Below are 17,690 nucleotides of genomic sequence, written 5' to 3' on the forward strand. Positions count from 1 at the left end.
CAATAAATAAGCTCGCAATAAAGTTGCACACTGACGATTTGTTGCGCAAAATGCCACTCCACTGGGGATTTAACCATGTTGATTTCAGCTTTACTACATACCTATAAAGAGCGCTGCCGAGAGATAACTATTTGACGCGCATAAAATTAAACTACTTTGTTATCGGCGTAGTTGCCTTACTTCTGGCCCTTGCATTGTGGCCTAATATTCCTTGGCGTAATGGCCAAGAAGGGCAACTCGAACAGATAAAAGCCCGTGGTGAGCTGCGAGTTGGCACCATAAGCTCACCACTTATATACTCGACCGGAAAGGATGGCCCTTCCGGGCTCGACTATGAGCTGGCAAAACGTTTTGCTGACTATCTGGGGGTTAAGCTGGTAATGACCCCGCATCACAATATTAATGATTTGTTTGATGCTTTAGACAGCAACGACGTAGACATGCTGGCCGCTGGGCTGATTTATAACCGTGAACGCCTGAATCGGGCGCGCACTGGCCCTGCCTATTATTCAGTGTCACAGCAATTGGTGTACCGGCTGGGTCAACCACGACCAAAATCATTTAGTGATTTAAAAGGCCAGCTGATAGTGGCCTCTGGCTCGGCGCATATGACCACATTGAAGCAACTTAAAGAGAGCAAATATCCGGCCCTTAACTGGGGCTCTTCTATTGATCGAACCGGAAAAGAGCTGCTGGAACAAGTGGCTGATGGCAAACTCGATTATACCCTTGGCGACTCGGTCACCATTGCCCTGCTGCAACGTATTCACCCGCAATTAGCGGTGGCTTTTGACGTCACCGATGAAGAGCCGGTAACCTGGTATTTCTCGCAAAGCAATGATGACAGCCTGTATGCTGCCATGCTCGATTTTTACAGCTCAATGGTGGAAGACGGCAGTTTGGCGCGGCTAGAGGAAAAATATCTTGGCCATGTCGGCAGCTTTGATTATGTCGACACCAAAACGTTTCTGTCTGCCATCGACAATGTACTGCCCACTTTCCGGCCCTTATTTGAAAAACATGCAGGCGAAATTGACTGGAAATTGCTGGCGGCCATTGCTTATCAGGAATCCCATTGGAATCCACAGGCGACCTCTCCGACCGGTGTTCGCGGTCTGATGATGCTGACACGCGCCACCGCCAGTGGATTGGGGGTCAACGACCGGGTAGATCCTGAAGAGAGCATTAGAGGCGGTTCTGTATATTTGCAGCGGCTGATGAAAAAAGTACCAGAGACCATTCCGGAAGATGAGCGAATCTGGTTTGCACTGGCGGCATATAACCTGGGTTATGGCCATATGCTGGATGCGCGCAAACTGACCAAAAGTCAGAATGGCAACCCAGACAGTTGGGTTGATGTCAAAATGCGGCTGCCCATGTTGAGCCAGAAGCGCTATTACCCGAGCACCACTTATGGTTATGCTCGCGGTCATGAAGCTTATAACTATGTAGAAAACATCCGCCGCTATCAGGACAGTTTGGTGGGGTATTTGCAGGAGAAAGAGAAAAAAGCCGCCCAACATGCCGCTATTGAAGCTGAACTGGGCAAAGCTTATCCCGTTATCGGCCCCGGCTGGTCAATCAATAATTAGCCGGGCTTTGGGGTATAACAGGCTGCTGGCCGCCTTGATTCGCAGGGCAATGTGCTGAACCAGCCATCGCCCCGGTTGACACCAAGCAAGTCAAATGCAACTTACTTATCGGTTACTGCGCGATCGGTAGCTGCGCGTTTCAAGGCTTTTTGTTGCTCGCGGCGCAGGCGGAAAAACGCGCTCAATTGGTGAGAGCAGGACTCTGCCAGCACACCGGCACAAACCTCTATCTGATGATTCATCCCTGGGTGGCGTAAAATATCCAGCAGTGAGCCAGCGGCACCGGTTTTCAAATCGTTCGCGCCATACACCAAGCGGCGGATCCGGCTATGTACCATAGCCCCGGCACACATCACGCAAGGCTCCAGAGTGACATATAAAGTGGCGTCAATCAGGCGATAATTCTGTACGGCTTGCCCACCTTGGCGTAGCGCCATGATTTCTGCATGCGCGGTGGGGTCATTATTGCGAATCGGCCGATTCCAACCTTCACCAATGACCTGATTATCCAGCACCAAGATTGCCCCCACAGGAACTTCGCCCTCTGCTTGCGCGCGTAATGCTAGCGCCAGCGCGCGCTGCATCCAGTATTCATCACTGTATTCAGCCGGTGACGCACATTCAGAAGACAAATTATTCTCAGTTGACACATTAACCTCTTTGGCACTTTTGCGGCCTGCATTATACATAGCCAGTGGCAGCCGCTCTAGTTGCTACTGCACGACGCTATTTTTAACATAGCCCAACTCATAATGATTGATTAATGTTTCGGCAGGATAGGAATTATTTCTGATTTAAATAAAATGTATCTATATAGAAATCACATCAATAAATCTCAGTAAAAAAATACCGTCGTGGTGCGCAAAACACTCAATGGGGTAGCCCGCGAAGGGGCCATTCCCGAGGAGGTTACTCAAGTAAGTGATTCGGGTCAGTGGGCGCAGTAAATCGCCTGTAACTTCCAAGACAAAAATTCACTCCAGTTGCTGTAATTCACCCGTTTTACTGACCCGCCAGCGATGCTCACAAAAATGTAGCAGCGGGTTATCTTGCTTGCTGTCACTGTAGCCACTGTAGAGTTGCAATGGCGACCCCAAGCGCTGTTCCAATTGCACTACTTTCTCTGGCCCTAAACAGCGCAGCGGCAATACCCATCCGCCATTGCGCCGTGCCATACGGCTGCCCACCAATCTTAAATGGTGAATAAATTCTGAGTCGTGATAAACCTGTTCGACCAGCCGCTGTGGTGATCCGGTTATCAGCCATACCTCGGCATCATTACTGACCAAATATTGGCGCAAACGCATCATAACCACTGGGAATTCTGTCACTTTCTGGCGAAACTCATTCACAAAACGTAATTCCAGCCCCTTCAGATGCGCTTCAGAACGGCCAAAGGTAATCGCCCACAATAACAGGCTCATCGGCCAACGAGCGCAACGCCCTTTGATAACGAATCCCAACCCGATAATCGGCAATAGCGGGATGACCAACAATAGATTCAGTGGTAAATGGCGCAGGAGAAAACGCACAAAACTGCCAAACATATCCTGTTGATGCAAAGTGCCATCTAAATCAAAGAAAACCACACGTTTGGTGCTTGCCGAATGTGGCTTTTCAGTCTTTTCAAAGGCGGGTGCCGCCTGCTCTACGCCCAAAACATAACTCCTATTATTAACTCTCATATACGTCTTATAACGCGGCGCGCAAATAACCATGATGTTGCAGGAGATCCTGACGTGCTTGTTCAGCACTAACACCTTTTAATATCATTAAAATCGCTGGTTTTACTTCAAATTCAGTTTGTGACAGTGCATTTTCAGCCTCAACACGACTGGCACCGGTAGCTTCAACCACAATTCGGCAAGCCCTATCAACTAATTTCACATTAGTCGCTTTCACATCGACCATCAAATTTTGATAGACCTTACCGAGCTTGACCATTGCACCGGTGGATAACATGTTCAGCACTAATTTCTGGGCCGTGCCCGATTTCATCCGAGTCGAACCTGTCAGCGCCTCCGGCCCGACTACCGGTGAAATCGCGACCTGAGCTTCCTGGGCAATAGGAGAATCTGGATTGCAGGAAATCGCAGCGGTTGGGCAACCCAATTGGCGGGCATAGCGCAGCGCGCCAATAACATAAGGGGTACGGCCCGAGGCCGCCAGCCCCACCACCATATCCGCGGCTGTCAGTGCTAAAGCTTGCAGATCCCGCTCGCCAAGTGACATATCATCTTCGGCCCCTTCGACGGCTTTGAGCAATGCCCCAGGGCCTCCGGCAATCAAACCTATCACTCTGCCATGAGGAACACCGAACGTAGGCGGGCACTCAGAGGCATCCAAAATCCCAAGTCGCCCGCTGGTTCCGGCACCGAGGTAAATTAGCCGCCCACCTTGCTTTAGAGCCGCTGCCGCTAAATCTACCGCCTGAGCAATGGCGGGAATAACTAACCGAACCGCTTCTGGTACTTTGCGATCCTCATCATTAATGCAGGTCAACATCGCCACTGTGGAGAGCTTATCCAAATCCATTGTGGCCGGATTGCGGCTTTCAGAAATCAATGCGCCCAAGTTCATGATTTTTCCTTATGGTACTTTTCACTCATAATGACTGAGTTGTTATCAAAGTAGGTGTTTTCTTGTTCCAATCACCGGATTATCGCAAAAAAAGAGTGCTATGCTCCATGACTTGGCCTTTGATTTCATCTTTTGGGCATTATTAGCCACTTTGGCGAAATAACTTCCCCTTTCAGGAACTGATTTATGAGTAGTCTTCTTCGCATCCGTCAGATCTATCCAACGCTGGCGCAAAATGATCGTAAGTTAGCCGATTTTATATTGGGTAATCCTGAGCTGGCACGTCAAATCAGTTCACAAAAAATGGCACAGCAAACCGGTGTCAGCCAATCTGCCGTGGTTAAATTTGCACAAAAATTAGGCTACAAGGGTTTTCCGGCACTTAAACTGGCACTCGCCGAAATGGCCTCCGCCCCAGACCAAGCAGTCACCCTGCACAACCAGATATTAAGCACTGACAGTTTAAAGACCGTTGGCGAGAAGTTACTCAGCGAAAAAGTAGCCGCCCTACGTGCAACACTGGATATCAATAGCGAACAACGCCTTGCACAAGCTTTAGAAATGTTACGGGGAGCGCAACGGGTTATTTTGACAGGTCTTGGAGCCTCTGGATTAGTCGCAAAAGATTTGGCTTATAAGTTATTGAAAATTGGTGTTATGGCCGTTTCTGAAACTGATATGCATGCCCAATTGGCTGCGGTGCAGGCATTAGATGCTCGGGATTTACTGCTGGTTATTTCTTTTTGCGGCGAACGCCGTGAGATAAATCTGGCAGCAGAAGAAGCACAGCGCTGTGGGGCCAAAGTGCTGGCTCTGACCAGTTTCACCCCCAATAGCTTGCAGCAACGCGCCGACCACTGTTTATATACTATCTCGGAAGAGCCCATCATTCGCAACGCGGCAATATCCTCCAGCACGGCACAATATGCGCTGACTGATTTGTTGTTTATGGCGATGATCCAGCAAAATCTTGAAAGTGCACAAGATCATATTAAACACAGTGAAGCGCTGGTGAAAAAACTGGTCTAAATTCTGATGGGGGAGTCATCCCCCGCAGTTATTTAACATATATTTCACCAGCCCTATAATAGTGATTAAAACTTATATTTACCTTCGCTTTCATTAAGAATGAAATAACAATAAATACAATAAGTTATATTAATCTATGACTTAATTTTCATATTTAAATCAGAGTGGCATCTTGATAGGAATGAAAGCTGATGGCCATCCTGATACGAATAAAACGGGTTCTTATCATCCCAGTTTTATTTTGAATTTTTAGTCTCATCATTAGCGCAAACTTGGCGTAGAATAGTGCACTGTCCTATGTTCAATAGATTTCCAGTTGCAGGTAGACGGCAACAGAATAAATCCAATGGGTTGATATAACTCAATAAGTTGGGTAAAACATGCAGAAAGCAGATTTCAACGCGCTGGTAATAAACAAAAATACTCACCAAACAATATTAAAATTTAAACAGGCAATTCATTGAAATGGCTTTAATAATTACTAAACGCTGCATAAATTGTGACATGTGCGAGCCGGAATGCCCTAATGAGGCAATTTCTATGGGTGCAGAAATCTATCAGATTGACCCAATGCGCTGTACCGAATGTATCGGCCATTACGAAACGCCCACCTGCCAGTTGGTCTGCCCCATTGATAAGACGATTTCTATCGATCCTGATTGGGTAGAAACTAATGAACAGCTTTGGGACAAGTTTGTTCAATTGCATCACGCCGATCGTCTGTAATCTCCGTGAGATACATTATCAGTGCTTCCATCGAAGCACTGATAATTGACTATTAATCAGCAGTTAAACAAACATGCTGATAATCAACACCACGACCAAACCCACCACTGAGTTAGTCAACTCCAGCAAGCCCCAGGTTTTCAGTGTGTCTTTAATCGACAATTCGAAATAACCTTTAAACAGCCAGAAAGACGCATCATTAATATGCGTAAAGGTATTAGAACCCGCCGCTGTCGCCAGCACTAATAGCGCTGGATCGGCTCCCACAATGGTATGTGTAACTGGATCCATTATTGCAGCACTAATGATCCCCGCCGCCGTCATTGCCGAAACCACCCCCTGCCCAGTTGACAGGCGAATAAGCACAGTAATCAACCAAGCCATAATATAAGGTGATATACCACCGGCAGACATCAGCATGCCAATAGTGTCGCCAATGCCGGTATCAATAATGACCTGTTTTAGCGCCCCACCCGCACCAATGATCAAAATGACCATGGCAATCCCTTTCACCGCTCCCTCAAAGGAGTGCATAACCCATTCCATTTTATGACCGCGCCCGGTGCCAAAAAGAACAAAAGCAACCAGCATCGCGATAAACATGGCGATAGGTGACGAGCCAAAGAAATTGAGAATGGTGTATGAAGTCGTCCCTTTAACCAGCCAGATATTGGCAATGGTCGTAAAAATCATAATAAAAGCAGGGATTAGCGGAACCAGAATTGAAGTGCCGAATGACGGTAAATTGTTCTCATCAATCGGATTGTCTGCCTTTAGGAACGTCGGGACTGGTCGCTCAAGGTTACCCAGAAATTTCGGTAAAATCAGACCAGCACAAACAACTGAAGGAATGGCAACCAAAATACCGTAGATATAAACCATTCCCATATCAGCGCCATACGCGCTAACCAGTGCTACTGGCCCCGGTTGTGGTGGGAACAATGAGTGCGCTGTGGTTGCTGCAGCAACCGCCGGGATCGCCAGTTTGAGGAATGGGATCTTGGCTTCGACTGCGATGGCAATGATCAATGGAGCCAAAATTATAAAGGCAACTTCATAGAACATCGCCAAACCAAAGATCAGGCCGATGATTATGACCGCAAACTCGACATACTTTAGCCCAAATCGGCGTAACAGTGTTTGAGCTATCTGATGAGCTGCGCCAGAATCGACCATAAGCTTGCCGATAACAGCACCAAATACCACGATAATAGCCAGTTCGCCGAGCGTGCCGCCAAATCCTGCTTTAATGGTATGCAGAAGTTTGAGCAGATCCATCCCGGCGAGCGTTCCCACTAGCAGAGCGGCTAACAGCAGTGCAATCATTGAGTTAATCTGATAGCGGATATTGAGCAATAGCATTAAGCCTATGCCCAGCACAACCCACAGGATATTAATCCATTCCATCTTTTACTTCCCCGATAGTTAAACATCAAATTTATTCTGGTATCACTATTTTTATATTGGTCAGACCAAACGTAGTGAACTTTGTTGATGAAAGAACACACAGATACTGAAACTCCGACTTACTCTTGATATTCACAAGTAAAACCTCTGATTAGATGAGGAATTTGGTACTACAAATATCACTAATTGGCTGACCAAATGAAGTATTGGTTAGTCAACTTGTCGGACAGATCGCAAAATTAAGTTTTTCTCGCGAGTTTCTTCACGGCACTTACACCGCGTCTGTAGGGAGAAATAGAGCAGAGAGAGAGGAATAATGCTGGAGGGAGCCAATAAAAAAGGGGCGGCATCTGCATGCTCGCCCCTCAATATCTATGCTCCTTATTTGGCAGCAATAGATTAAATCAACTTTAAAAAACTTAGCTTTCGATAATCACAGTTGCACAGGCATAACGCCGCTCATCCGCCAGAGTTACATGCAAAGATTTGACGCCCAGCTCAAGCGCTAATTCAGCTGCACGTTGATGTAAACGCAATGTCGGCTTGCCCAATGCATCGTTAACCACTTCGAACTGATTGAATGCCAAACCATTTCGGATGCCGGTGCCAAAAGCTTTCGCGGCAGCCTCTTTGACCGCAAAACGTTTGGCCAAAAAGCGGATTGGTTGTTGGTGCTGCTGATAATGTTGCCATTCAGAAGGGCTAAGAATGCGACGAGCCAGTTTTTCACCGCTGCGTTCAACTACGGCTTCAATCCGGGAAATCTCAACAATATCAGTGCCTAGCCCTAGAATTGCCATTAACGACGCGCTTCCCGCATTAAGACTTTCATATCAGTAACCGCAGCAGCAAGGCCTGTCATTACCGCCTGACCAATAATTGCATGACCGATATTGAGCTCGTGCATCTCCGGTAACGCAGCAATCGGTTGAACATTATGGTAAGTCAGGCCGTGACCGGCGTTAACTTTCAACCCTTTACCTGCGGCATAAGTCGCCGCCTTGGCAATGCGGACTAATTCAGCCTGGCGTGCCAAATCTGAAGAAGCATCCGCATAAGCACCGGTATGAATTTCAATATAAGGCGCACCCACCGCCACAGCGGCATCAATTTGGCGCATATCAGCATCAATAAACAGTGAAACCAGAATCCCTGCCTCAGATAATCGGCTAACCGCGATAGTCATTTTATCTATTTGACCGGCAACATCCAGCCCGCCTTCGGTAGTGACTTCCTGACGTTTTTCCGGTACTAAACAGCAAAAATGGGGTTGCAACTCACATGCAATTCCCACCATTTCATCGGTGACGGCCATTTCCAGATTCATGCGTGTCTGGATTGTCTCACGCAAGATACGCACATCACGATCCGTGATATGGCGGCGATCTTCGCGTAAATGCACGGTAATTCCGTCAGCGCCTGCTTGTTCGGCAATAAACGCCGCCTGAACAGGATCTGGGTAAATGGTTCCACGTGCATTTCGTAGTGTCGCAATGTGATCAATATTAACGCCCAACAACAAATCAGCCATGACAGCCCTCCAGATATGGATGCATCTTTAATAGGTTAACAAGCACAAGCATGCCCGCCAATAAACGCAGTCTACACTGAGAGGACTGCCAGCGGATAGGCTAGCGAGTGGGAAAGTTGATCATGGGCGTGTAAACACAAAAGGCTAAGTTCTAGGGCAAGGGCTCTGCTGGCGGTTTAATTACAAATTGGCGAAACAATTCACGACTTTTAAGTGGCTTACCACCCAGATAAGGTTTCAGTGCAATGCGAGTGAATCGCTTGGCAGCACGCAACGTATCAGCATCAGGGAATTCACGATTCGCCAATGCTAATAATTGGCGGCCAGTAAAACTGTAATGATCAACCACCAGACTGGCAATAAACCCTTTTTCTTCGCGATAGCGATAAGTCATGGAATCTGATACGGGTTGACCACTGCCGGCACAATGCAGAAAATCCACGCCATAACCAAGATGGGCCAGTATCGCCAATTCAAATTGGCGCAAAGCGTATTCAGGCGATCCATCGCTACCTGCTAATGATTGTAAACAATGCAGATAATCGAAGAATAAAGCAGAGTAATTAGTTTGTTGTTCGAGAACGCGGGAGAGCAGCTCGTTAACATATAAGCCGCTGTACAACATAGAGCCGCTCAATGGAAGAGCCAGAGAGACTGGTTCAGCACTGCGTAATGTTTTGATTTCACCACGCCCGACCCAGCGGACCAGTAATGGTGTAAAAGGCTGCAAGCAGCCTTTTAGATTGGAGCGGCGACCCCGCGCACCTTTTGCCAACACCCGCATGCGACCTTCCCCTTCAGTGAATAAATCCAGCATTAAACTGGTTTCACTGTAAGGACGCCCATGCAGGACAAATGCGCGTTGCCAACCTTCCATCGGCGAGTCTTATTTCAGGTCGTCGGTATAGCCTAAGCTGCGCAATGCACGTTCGTCATCTGCCCAGCCTGATTTCACTTTCACCCACAACTCAAGATGCACTTTAGCATCGAACATCTGTTCCATGTCCTGACGGGCTTCAATACCAATCGTCTTGATTTTTGAACCTTTATTACCGATGACCATTTTTTTCTGGCCTTCGCGTTCAACTAAAATCAAACCATGAATGTTATAGCCACCACGTTCATTAGGAACAAACTGCTCAATTTCAACCGTTACTGAGTAAGGTAATTCTTCACCCAAGAAACGCATCAATTTTTCACGAATGATTTCTGACGCCATAAAACGCTGAGAGCGGTCAGTAATGTAATCTTCCGGGAAATGATGCCCTGCTTCCGGCAAAAGTTTGCGCACAATACCGGCAATGGTATCCACGTTCAACCCTTTCTCCGCAGAGATTGGCACAACGTCGAGGAAATTCATCTGCTGGCTTAAGAACTGGATATGCGGCAACAGCTTAGATTTATCTGTTACGTTATCAACTTTGTTAATGGCTAATAATACCGGGCATTGCAAACTGCGCAGTTTATTAACGACCATTTCATCGTCGGCAGTCCAGTTAGTTCCTTCAACAACAAAAATCACCAACTCCACATCACCAAGAGAGCTGCTGGCCGCGCGATTCATTAAACGGTTAATGGCGCGTTTTTCTTCAATATGCAGCCCTGGGGTATCAACATAAATGGCCTGATAAGGCCCTTCAGTATGGATCCCCATAATACGGTGACGTGTAGTTTGCGGTTTACGTGAAGTGATGGAGATTTTCTGCCCCAGCAATTCATTCAGCAAGGTAGATTTACCCACATTTGGGCGACCTACAATTGCAATAAAACCACAATACGTTTTTTCTACTTCGCTCATTCAAGCTCCAACTGTTTCAGCGCTTGTTCCGCTGCCGCCTGCTCAGCTTTACGGCGACTTGAGCCGGCACCTACTACCGGTTCACTCAAGCCACTCACTTGGCAGTGGATAGTAAATTCCTGATCATGTGCTTCACCACGAACCTGCACAACCAGATAAGAAGGTAATGGCAGATGACGGCCTTGCAAGTATTCTTGCAGGCGCGTTTTTGGGTCTTTCTGCTTATCACCAGGGCTGATTTCTTCTAAGCGACTGCGATACCAGTCGAGAATCAGCCGTTCAATTGTATGAATATCGCTATCTAAGAATATACCGCCGATTAAGGCTTCTACTGTATCTGCCAAAATTGATTCGCGGCGGAAACCGCCACTTTTCAACTCACCCGGCCCAAGGCGTAAACATTCACCGAGGTCAAACTCACGGGCCATTTCGGCTAGCGTATTGCCTCTAACCAATGTAGCGCGCATCCGACTCATATCCCCTTCATCCACCCGAGGGAAACGACGATACAACTCATTGGCAATAACGAAACTTAATATAGAGTCACCCAGGAACTCCAAACGCTCATTGTGTTTACTGCTGGCGCTACGATGAGTCAGTGCTTGCAGCAAGAGCTCCTGCTGTTGAAAAGTGTAGCCCAGCTTCCGCTGCAGCCTATTTATTACGATGGGGTTCATGAGTTACCAATAGATCAAGAATGCGTCAAAAACTACAGCAGACGGAACAGGTCTGATCGGTAAATATTACCAAAACAAAACTGTTTCGTTTGCAGTGGCTCCCATAAAAGAGCCAACTTTTATCGCTCGAAAGGTTATTCTACAACGAGTAGAGATATAATGCTGCGTTTAAATACCCTGCTTATTTAAAGTTACGACGTTGTTAGCTCTATGGCTAACAACGCCGCAATGCCAATAGCTTTGGGTATGGTCGGTATTAATGAATTCCACCAATCCGACTTAAACGCACTCCCGTTGGCCATTCACCTTCTTGCTTTTCAAAACTCATCCAAATAGCAGTGGCTTTGCCTACTAAATTACGTTCTGGCACAAACCCCCAGTAGCGGCTATCAGCACTGTTATCCCGGTTATCGCCCATCATGAAGTAATGGCCTTCAGGGACAACCCAAACACCGAGTGGTTGGTTATGTTGCTGATAATATGCGCCTAACTGCTCCTGACGGCCAGGAACAGTCAGAATTTGATGCGCAACTGGCCCTAAACTTTCAGTGCGCTCACGTAAACGTACGCCACCATCTGGTACAGGCTCGTTTGTCGGGATCTGGAAGAACCCGGCAGAAGCCTCGCCATTACCGCTATAACGGAATGTTTGCACAAAATCACTTGGCTCAGATGCACTGTAAGTAATAGGCAACGCGCTGTCACACGAAGTCCCCGTATTACACGCAGGTTGAACCGTCACTTCTTTGCTGATTGGATTATAGCTTACCCGATCCCCCGGTAACCCCACCACGCGCTTGATATAATCCAATCTTGGATCTAGTGGATATTTAAACACGGCAATATCACCGCGCTTTGGATGCCCAGTCGGAATCAGCGTAGTTTGGGTAATCGGGTCTTTAACACCGTAAGCAAACTTCTCAACCAGAATAAAATCACCAATCAAGAGCGTTGGCATCATCGAGCCAGATGGGATCTGGAAAGGTTCGTAAATAAACGAACGCACGATAAAGACCAGAGCTAACACTGGGAAAACTGAAGCACAAGTCTCAATCCAACCCGGCTGTTTTGCCACCGGTGCTAGCGTCTTGTTGTCTACAGCAGAACCCGTTTGTGCCTTGAGCTCCGCAGTTTGCGCATTAACAGCCGCAATTTTTGCCTGACGTGCCGGGCCCCACTTGAACCGCTCGAAGCACCAGATAATGCCAGTTACCAGTGTTGCTATCGCTAAAATCAAGGCAAACATGTTAGCCATTAAAACTCCTTATTTACTGTCTTTTCCGACATGCAGAATAGCCAGGAAAGCTTCTTGCGGTAATTCAACGTTACCGACTTGCTTCATACGTTTTTTACCGTCTTTCTGTTTTTGTAGAAGTTTTTTCTTACGGCTAACATCACCGCCATAACACTTCGCCAGTACGTTTTTACGTAACTGTTTTACAGTTGAGCGGGCAATAATGTGATTACCTATCGCTGCCTGAATAGCAATATCAAATTGCTGACGTGGGATCAGCTCTTTCATCTTTTCAACTAAATCACGACCACGGTACTGAGCATTTTCGCGGTGAGTGATTAGCGCCAATGCATCCACGCGTTCGTTGTTAATTAACACATCAACACGCACCATGTCAGAGGTCTGGAAGCGTTTGAAATTGTAATCCAAAGAGGCATAACCGCGAGATGTTGATTTCAGACGGTCGAAGAAATCGAGCACCACTTCAGCCATCGGAATTTCATAGGTCAGCGCCACCTGATTACCGTGGTAAACCATGTTGGTCTGCATACCGCGCTTTTCAATACACAATGTAATGACGTTACCAAGGTATTCCTGTGGCAACAACATATGACATTCAGCAATAGGTTCGCGCAGTTCTTCAATATTATTCAGGGCTGGCAGCTTGGAAGGGCTATCGACATAAATCGTTTCCTGAGCCGTCGTAATCACCTCATACACCACTGTGGGTGCCGTGGTGATAAGTTCCAGGTCATACTCACGTTCCAAACGTTCCTGAATGATTTCCATATGCAGCAAACCAAGGAAACCACAACGGAAACCAAAGCCCAAAGCAGTCGAGCTTTCTGGTTCATAGAACAAAGAGGCGTCATTAAGACTCAACTTGCCCAATGCATCACGGAAAGCTTCATAGTCATCTGAGCTAATTGGGAACAGACCGGCATAAACCTGTGGTTTTACTTTCTTAAAACCAGGTAAAGATTTTTCAGCCGGGTTACGGGCCAATGTCAAGGTATCGCCAACCGGTGCGCCCAAAATATCTTTAATCGCGCAAACTAACCAGCCAACTTCACCGCAGTTCAGCATATCGCGATCAACACGTTTAGGAGTAAAAATACCAAGGCGATCAGCGTTATAGGTCTGCCCGGTGCTCATTACCTTAACTTTATCGCCTTTACGTAACGAACCATTCTTGATACGGATTAATGACACTACACCCAGATAGTTATCGAACCAGGAGTCAATAATCAGTGCCTGCAATGGCCCATCAGGATCACCTTGCGGAGGCGGAATATCGCGCACTAAACGTTCCAGAATATCAGGAACACCGACGCCCGTTTTGGCCGAACAGCGCACGGCATCAGCCGCATCAATCCCGACGATATCTTCAATTTCTTCCGCAACACGTTCAGGATCGGCTGCTGGCAAGTCGATTTTGTTCAAAACTGGAACAACTTCCAGATTCATTTCCATCGCGGTGTAGCAGTTTGCGAGTGTTTGAGCTTCAACACCCTGCCCGGCATCAACCACCAATAACGCCCCTTCACAAGCCGCCAAAGAGCGAGAAACTTCATAAGAGAAGTCAACGTGACCGGGGGTATCGATAAAGTTAAGTTGATAGGTTTGGCCATCTTGGGCGTGATAATCAAGTGTCACACTTTGTGCTTTGATAGTAATACCGCGCTCACGCTCCAGATCCATAGAATCCAGGACTTGAGCGGCCATTTCACGCTCTGATAAACCGCCACAAATCTGAATAATACGGTCCGACAGCGTCGACTTACCGTGGTCAATATGGGCAATAATAGAAAAGTTTCTTATGTGCTTCATTTATATGAATTTTTCTCTAGTCGTTGTCTTTAATTGATTATTGGTGGACACAGCGATGGACTCAAACCCAAAACTACCCACATAAATATGCACGCATCTTACACTGTAAGTCAGCCTCGTGAAAGGCATCACACTTAGCTTGTTGGTCGATTTATCCTGTCAAAATGTATTAGCGCCGTTCCGCTCGTTACCATAGACAAGACGTAACCCGGATCCTGCGGTTCAAACTTTCTTATTTCAGTACGAATATTGATTAAATCACTTTAGGAAAATGCTCATTTACCTCACCAGTGAATAACTTAATGTATTAAAGGCATTTAATTACAACCAAGTGAAATATCCTCTTGGCGACTAAATGGAGAATATTATGATTGATGAAGGAAAAATACTTAGTCGCCATGAGTTAATAACAAAAAACTCAAAATTAAACATTGGTACAATAGTATTTATATTAGCACTAAGCATTGTCATAATCTTACTATCAATTATAACATCTATTTTTTCAACACCTTCAATACTCTCTATTTTATGTGTTGCTATTGCAGGGATTTCATTAAGTGCACTGTTATATTTGCGTTTATACAACAACCCGATGTTTACCTATTTTCTTTACGAAAAAGGCGTTCGTGTATTCAATCATCATGATGGTAACGTCTATTTTATTTCATTTGATAAAATCAAATACATTTATAAATACCATTCAGGAATATCACCTGGCAATAAAATAAACTCAATGGCATTTCGCACATCAAAAAGCCAACCTTGGTGTGTTATCGTAAATAATATAACCAATGCCTACCCTCTTATAAATACGATAATCCACCAACAAGTTATGCATGTTGGATTAATAAGCTTAAATACATTATCCAGAGGAGAAACAATCGTATTCGATATAGTGAAAAAAAATGATAGCCAGCTTAACACACTAATTTTTAACTCTATTAAGATGAAGAAACTTCAGATTAATACGAGCCCAATATCACTCAGTGCACAATCGTTGACAACGGACGAGGGTAAAATTAACATCGAAGATATTTTGCGTATCGAAACATTACGTGAAGCTCATCATGATAAGATACGATTATTGGGTGAGAAAGGAAATATACTCTTTTCAGCAGACTATTCATCACTTATCAGTGCTGACCTTTTTATTGCTCTACTGGAACATATGATACAGAACCGAATTCCAGCCTATTATGGTTAAAATAATTACTCTTGCTGGATACGTATAGCTGTTGGCGGTAAACCAATCTGCAAAACAGTCGGTTGATAATCACTTTTCCCTTCAATTTTCGCCGCTAATGTGCGGGCTAATAGAAAACCTAGCACTGCACCAGAAACAGCACCAAGAGCAGTAAATGCATCCGTGATTAATAAAGCCTGAAATAACGCTCCACCAGAAATCAATCCTGCTAATGGGGTTAAATAAACCAAAGAAGCTGAACGTAATAAGCTACCTTCACTAATTCCGACCTCAACCTTTTGTCCTGGTTCAAGCGGCTGCGAAATTGCGACTTTTAATTGATGTTCAGACTCTGGCCCCAATTCATTTAATAGATTACTGCCGCATCCAGAACGCGCATTACAGCTCCCACAGCCAGAGTGAGGTTCGCAACGTAACAGCGCGACCCCATTTTGCCATGAGATAACCGTCGCCCATTCTTTCATCATTTTGCAGACTCCAATATCACACTATCGGCAATACGTTTTGCAGTTGAAGGAGGCAACTCACCCACCACAGTAATTTCTACATTATTACGGGTTTCAGTATGGACTGTACGACGCCCTTGACGCATAGATTGCTCTGAAGGCGCATCTTTCGCAACCGGGTTAACATTGATAGAGAAACTGAATAATCCATCGGTATATAACCGTGACTCAGTTGGCTCATCCATGTTAGGTAATGTGCGGCGACTACGTGAAACCTCAGTAATTCCCTCAGGTAACCAACGAGGGGCCCAAGCGAAATCCACCTTAGTTTTAGCAGGCAATGCCAGTAATGGCGGCAAGGACAGTTTTAGTACACCTTGCAGAATCTCTTGAATAGGTTCGCCGACAGCAAAGGAAATCACCCGAAACTGTTCGATAGTCTCACCATCGCGATCTAACAAGTCTATTCGCATTGGGAGTTTTGTTGTTTCATCCATCCAGATAATATAGCTATATCGCGTGCTGTCACGAGCCACAACTCGAATAACCTGACATGGACGATCCGCTACACGGGCACGACCGAGAGCAATATAGTTATAGTGCTTTGATAATTTTTCAAAATCGGAGAAAACAACAGAAGGCAAAGCATCGACAATATGCTCACCGCCCAACGTGAAAGAGTCAAATCCTGGCTCGAAATAACTTATCTCATTGCCACGTTGAATTATCTCAGTCCGTGGGCCATCCATACGCAGTAATTGCGCTAGCGTTTTTTTATCCTGGATAGCATGACGGTAGCGAAGAGAATCAATCCCTTGCTTATTAACATTGATATATGAAAGCTCATAGTTGAGCAATTGACTGGCGCTGTTCATTTCTTGCAACATTGCAATCGGCGCTGTTTCCGCCGATGCAATTGTTGACATGAACAGGCTGCCCGTCATTAAACAGACGGAAAACCAAAGTTGCTTCATTACTGCTGCTGCATTCCTAAGGACTGAGTTCCAGGGACTTGAATCGCGGCTTGTGTCGATGCTGAAGGTTGCTGCAACACATCAGTTTGTGGCAAACGGCGTTGCAATTCAAAATCTTGCAATTGAGTCATCATATTGACACGGCGACGTTGCTCTTGAACCTGATGCTGTTGAGATGTCCCGAAAGAGCCATCCGCAGGCACACCAAAGCTAACAGGTGATGCTTTACCCATCATCGGTAATGTATTAAATGCAGGTGATTCCGGCTGTAAATTGCTGGATGTAGGTTGGTTATATTGCTGAACCCCCACAATTACAGCAAGAGACACACAAGCGGCAACCCCAACCTGAGTGATTTGGCTGGCCCATGGGCGAATTTTTTGCCAAAAAGGCATTTTCTGCCAAACATGAGGTTGTGGCTGAGATTCAGGCACCGCAATAGGAACAAAACGAGCAGGCTCATTTTTGAGCGCCTCTGCGACACGGCTGGCGATATCCAGATGCAAGACTTCGCCAACATCCCCCCGCAGAGTATCACGGATTAAATGATAGCTCTGCCAGCTTTGCTGCAATGCTTTATCTTTCGATAAAGAACCAATCAGCTCACTATCGAGAGTTTCTCCGTCCATCAGAGCGGAAAGCTTTTCTTTCTGCATGCCAAA

18 protein-coding genes are annotated in these 17,690 nt (G+C 46.0%); 4 read left to right on the forward strand and 14 right to left on the reverse strand.

From position 1 onward, the window contains the following. The first annotated feature begins 131 nt into the window (after positions 1-131). A complete protein-coding gene (gene mltF / locus YROHD0001_RS12265) occupies positions 132-1,592 on the forward strand; it encodes a membrane-bound lytic murein transglycosylase MltF (protein ID WP_004713961.1) in 1,461 nt (486 codons plus the stop codon). Positions 1,593-1,693: 101 nt separating this feature from the next. Here mltF and tadA read toward each other — a convergent pair whose 3' ends face one another. The 3 genes from tadA to murQ all read right to left on the reverse strand — a co-directional run bounded on the left by tadA (position 1,694) and on the right by murQ (position 4,172). After that, a complete protein-coding gene (gene tadA / locus YROHD0001_RS12260; protein ID WP_004713962.1) occupies positions 1,694-2,281 on the reverse strand; it encodes a tRNA adenosine(34) deaminase TadA in 588 nt (195 codons plus the stop codon). A gap of 285 nt (positions 2,282-2,566) precedes the next feature. Beyond that, a complete protein-coding gene (gene yfhb, locus YROHD0001_RS12255; protein WP_004713963.1) occupies positions 2,567-3,250 on the reverse strand; it encodes a phosphatidylglycerophosphatase C in 684 nt (227 codons plus the stop codon). A 34-nt stretch (positions 3,251-3,284) separates the two neighbouring features. Then, entirely contained in the window at positions 3,285-4,172 is an 888-nt protein-coding gene (gene murQ / locus YROHD0001_RS12250; RefSeq protein ID WP_004713964.1) for an N-acetylmuramic acid 6-phosphate etherase, read from the reverse strand. A 186-nt stretch (positions 4,173-4,358) separates the two neighbouring features. On the opposite strand from murQ, the gene YROHD0001_RS12245 reads away from it, so the two are divergent. Next, positions 4,359-5,201 (forward strand): MurR/RpiR family transcriptional regulator, encoded by an 843-nt coding sequence (locus YROHD0001_RS12245; protein ID WP_004713965.1) that lies wholly within the window; start codon positions 4,359-4,361, stop codon positions 5,199-5,201. A gap of 465 nt (positions 5,202-5,666) precedes the next feature. Then, entirely contained in the window at positions 5,667-5,927 is a 261-nt protein-coding gene (locus tag YROHD0001_RS0117500; protein WP_032816400.1) for a YfhL family 4Fe-4S dicluster ferredoxin, read from the forward strand. A 63-nt stretch (positions 5,928-5,990) separates the two neighbouring features. Here YROHD0001_RS0117500 and gntP read toward each other — a convergent pair whose 3' ends face one another. From gntP to lepA, 8 genes are all read right to left on the reverse strand, one after another. Further along, positions 5,991-7,334: a gluconate permease GntP gene (gene gntP / locus YROHD0001_RS12240; protein ID WP_004713967.1), complete on the reverse strand. Its 1,344-nt coding sequence runs from the start codon at positions 7,332-7,334 to the stop codon at positions 5,991-5,993. A gap of 419 nt (positions 7,335-7,753) precedes the next feature. Then, a complete protein-coding gene (acpS, locus tag YROHD0001_RS0117505; protein ID WP_032816401.1) occupies positions 7,754-8,134 on the reverse strand; it encodes a holo-ACP synthase in 381 nt (126 codons plus the stop codon). Further along, positions 8,134-8,865: a pyridoxine 5'-phosphate synthase gene (gene pdxJ / locus YROHD0001_RS12235; protein ID WP_004713968.1), complete on the reverse strand. Its 732-nt coding sequence runs from the start codon at positions 8,863-8,865 to the stop codon at positions 8,134-8,136. Before pdxJ ends, acpS begins: the two co-directional genes overlap by 1 nt. 151 nt (positions 8,866-9,016) lie before the next feature. Beyond that, a complete protein-coding gene (gene recO / locus YROHD0001_RS12230; protein ID WP_004713969.1) occupies positions 9,017-9,742 on the reverse strand; it encodes a DNA repair protein RecO in 726 nt (241 codons plus the stop codon). Between the two features lie 9 nt (positions 9,743-9,751). Further along, a complete protein-coding gene (era, locus tag YROHD0001_RS12225; protein ID WP_032816402.1) occupies positions 9,752-10,663 on the reverse strand; it encodes a GTPase Era in 912 nt (303 codons plus the stop codon). Then, a complete protein-coding gene (gene rnc / locus YROHD0001_RS12220; RefSeq protein WP_032816403.1) occupies positions 10,660-11,340 on the reverse strand; it encodes a ribonuclease III in 681 nt (226 codons plus the stop codon). The genes era and rnc overlap by 4 nt, the downstream gene beginning before the upstream one ends. Positions 11,341-11,596: 256 nt before the next feature. Then, positions 11,597-12,595 (reverse strand): signal peptidase I, encoded by a 999-nt coding sequence (lepB, locus tag YROHD0001_RS12215; protein WP_004713972.1) that lies wholly within the window; start codon positions 12,593-12,595, stop codon positions 11,597-11,599. Between the two features lie 9 nt (positions 12,596-12,604). Beyond that, complete coding sequence (lepA, locus tag YROHD0001_RS12210; RefSeq protein WP_004713973.1) at positions 12,605-14,404, reverse strand: translation elongation factor 4; 1,800 nt, start codon at positions 14,402-14,404, stop codon at positions 12,605-12,607. Positions 14,405-14,771: 367 nt separating this feature from the next. Here lepA and YROHD0001_RS12205 point away from each other — a divergent pair, with 367 nt between their 5' ends. Continuing rightward, on the forward strand, positions 14,772-15,608 hold the full coding sequence (locus YROHD0001_RS12205) for a hypothetical protein (protein ID WP_032816404.1): 837 nt from the start codon (positions 14,772-14,774) through the stop codon (positions 15,606-15,608). Between the two features lie 5 nt (positions 15,609-15,613). Here the strand turns inward: YROHD0001_RS12205 and rseC are convergent, their stop codons facing one another. From rseC to rseA, 3 genes are read right to left on the reverse strand one after another with little or no spacing between them, the layout of a single operon-like run. Next, on the reverse strand, positions 15,614-16,075 hold the full coding sequence (gene rseC / locus YROHD0001_RS0117510) for a SoxR-reducing system protein RseC (protein ID WP_032816405.1): 462 nt from the start codon (positions 16,073-16,075) through the stop codon (positions 15,614-15,616). Continuing rightward, entirely contained in the window at positions 16,072-17,028 is a 957-nt protein-coding gene (gene rseB / locus YROHD0001_RS12200; RefSeq protein ID WP_032816406.1) for a sigma-E factor regulatory protein RseB, read from the reverse strand. The genes rseC and rseB overlap by 4 nt, the downstream gene beginning before the upstream one ends. Next, a complete protein-coding gene (gene rseA / locus YROHD0001_RS12195; protein WP_004713976.1) occupies positions 17,028-17,684 on the reverse strand; it encodes an anti-sigma-E factor RseA in 657 nt (218 codons plus the stop codon). Before rseA ends, rseB begins: the two co-directional genes overlap by 1 nt. Between the last annotated feature and the right edge of the window lie 6 nt (positions 17,685-17,690).

It is taken from the genome of Yersinia rohdei ATCC 43380 (assembly GCF_000173775.1).
Classification (GTDB): Bacteria; Pseudomonadota; Gammaproteobacteria; order Enterobacterales; family Enterobacteriaceae; genus Yersinia; species Yersinia rohdei.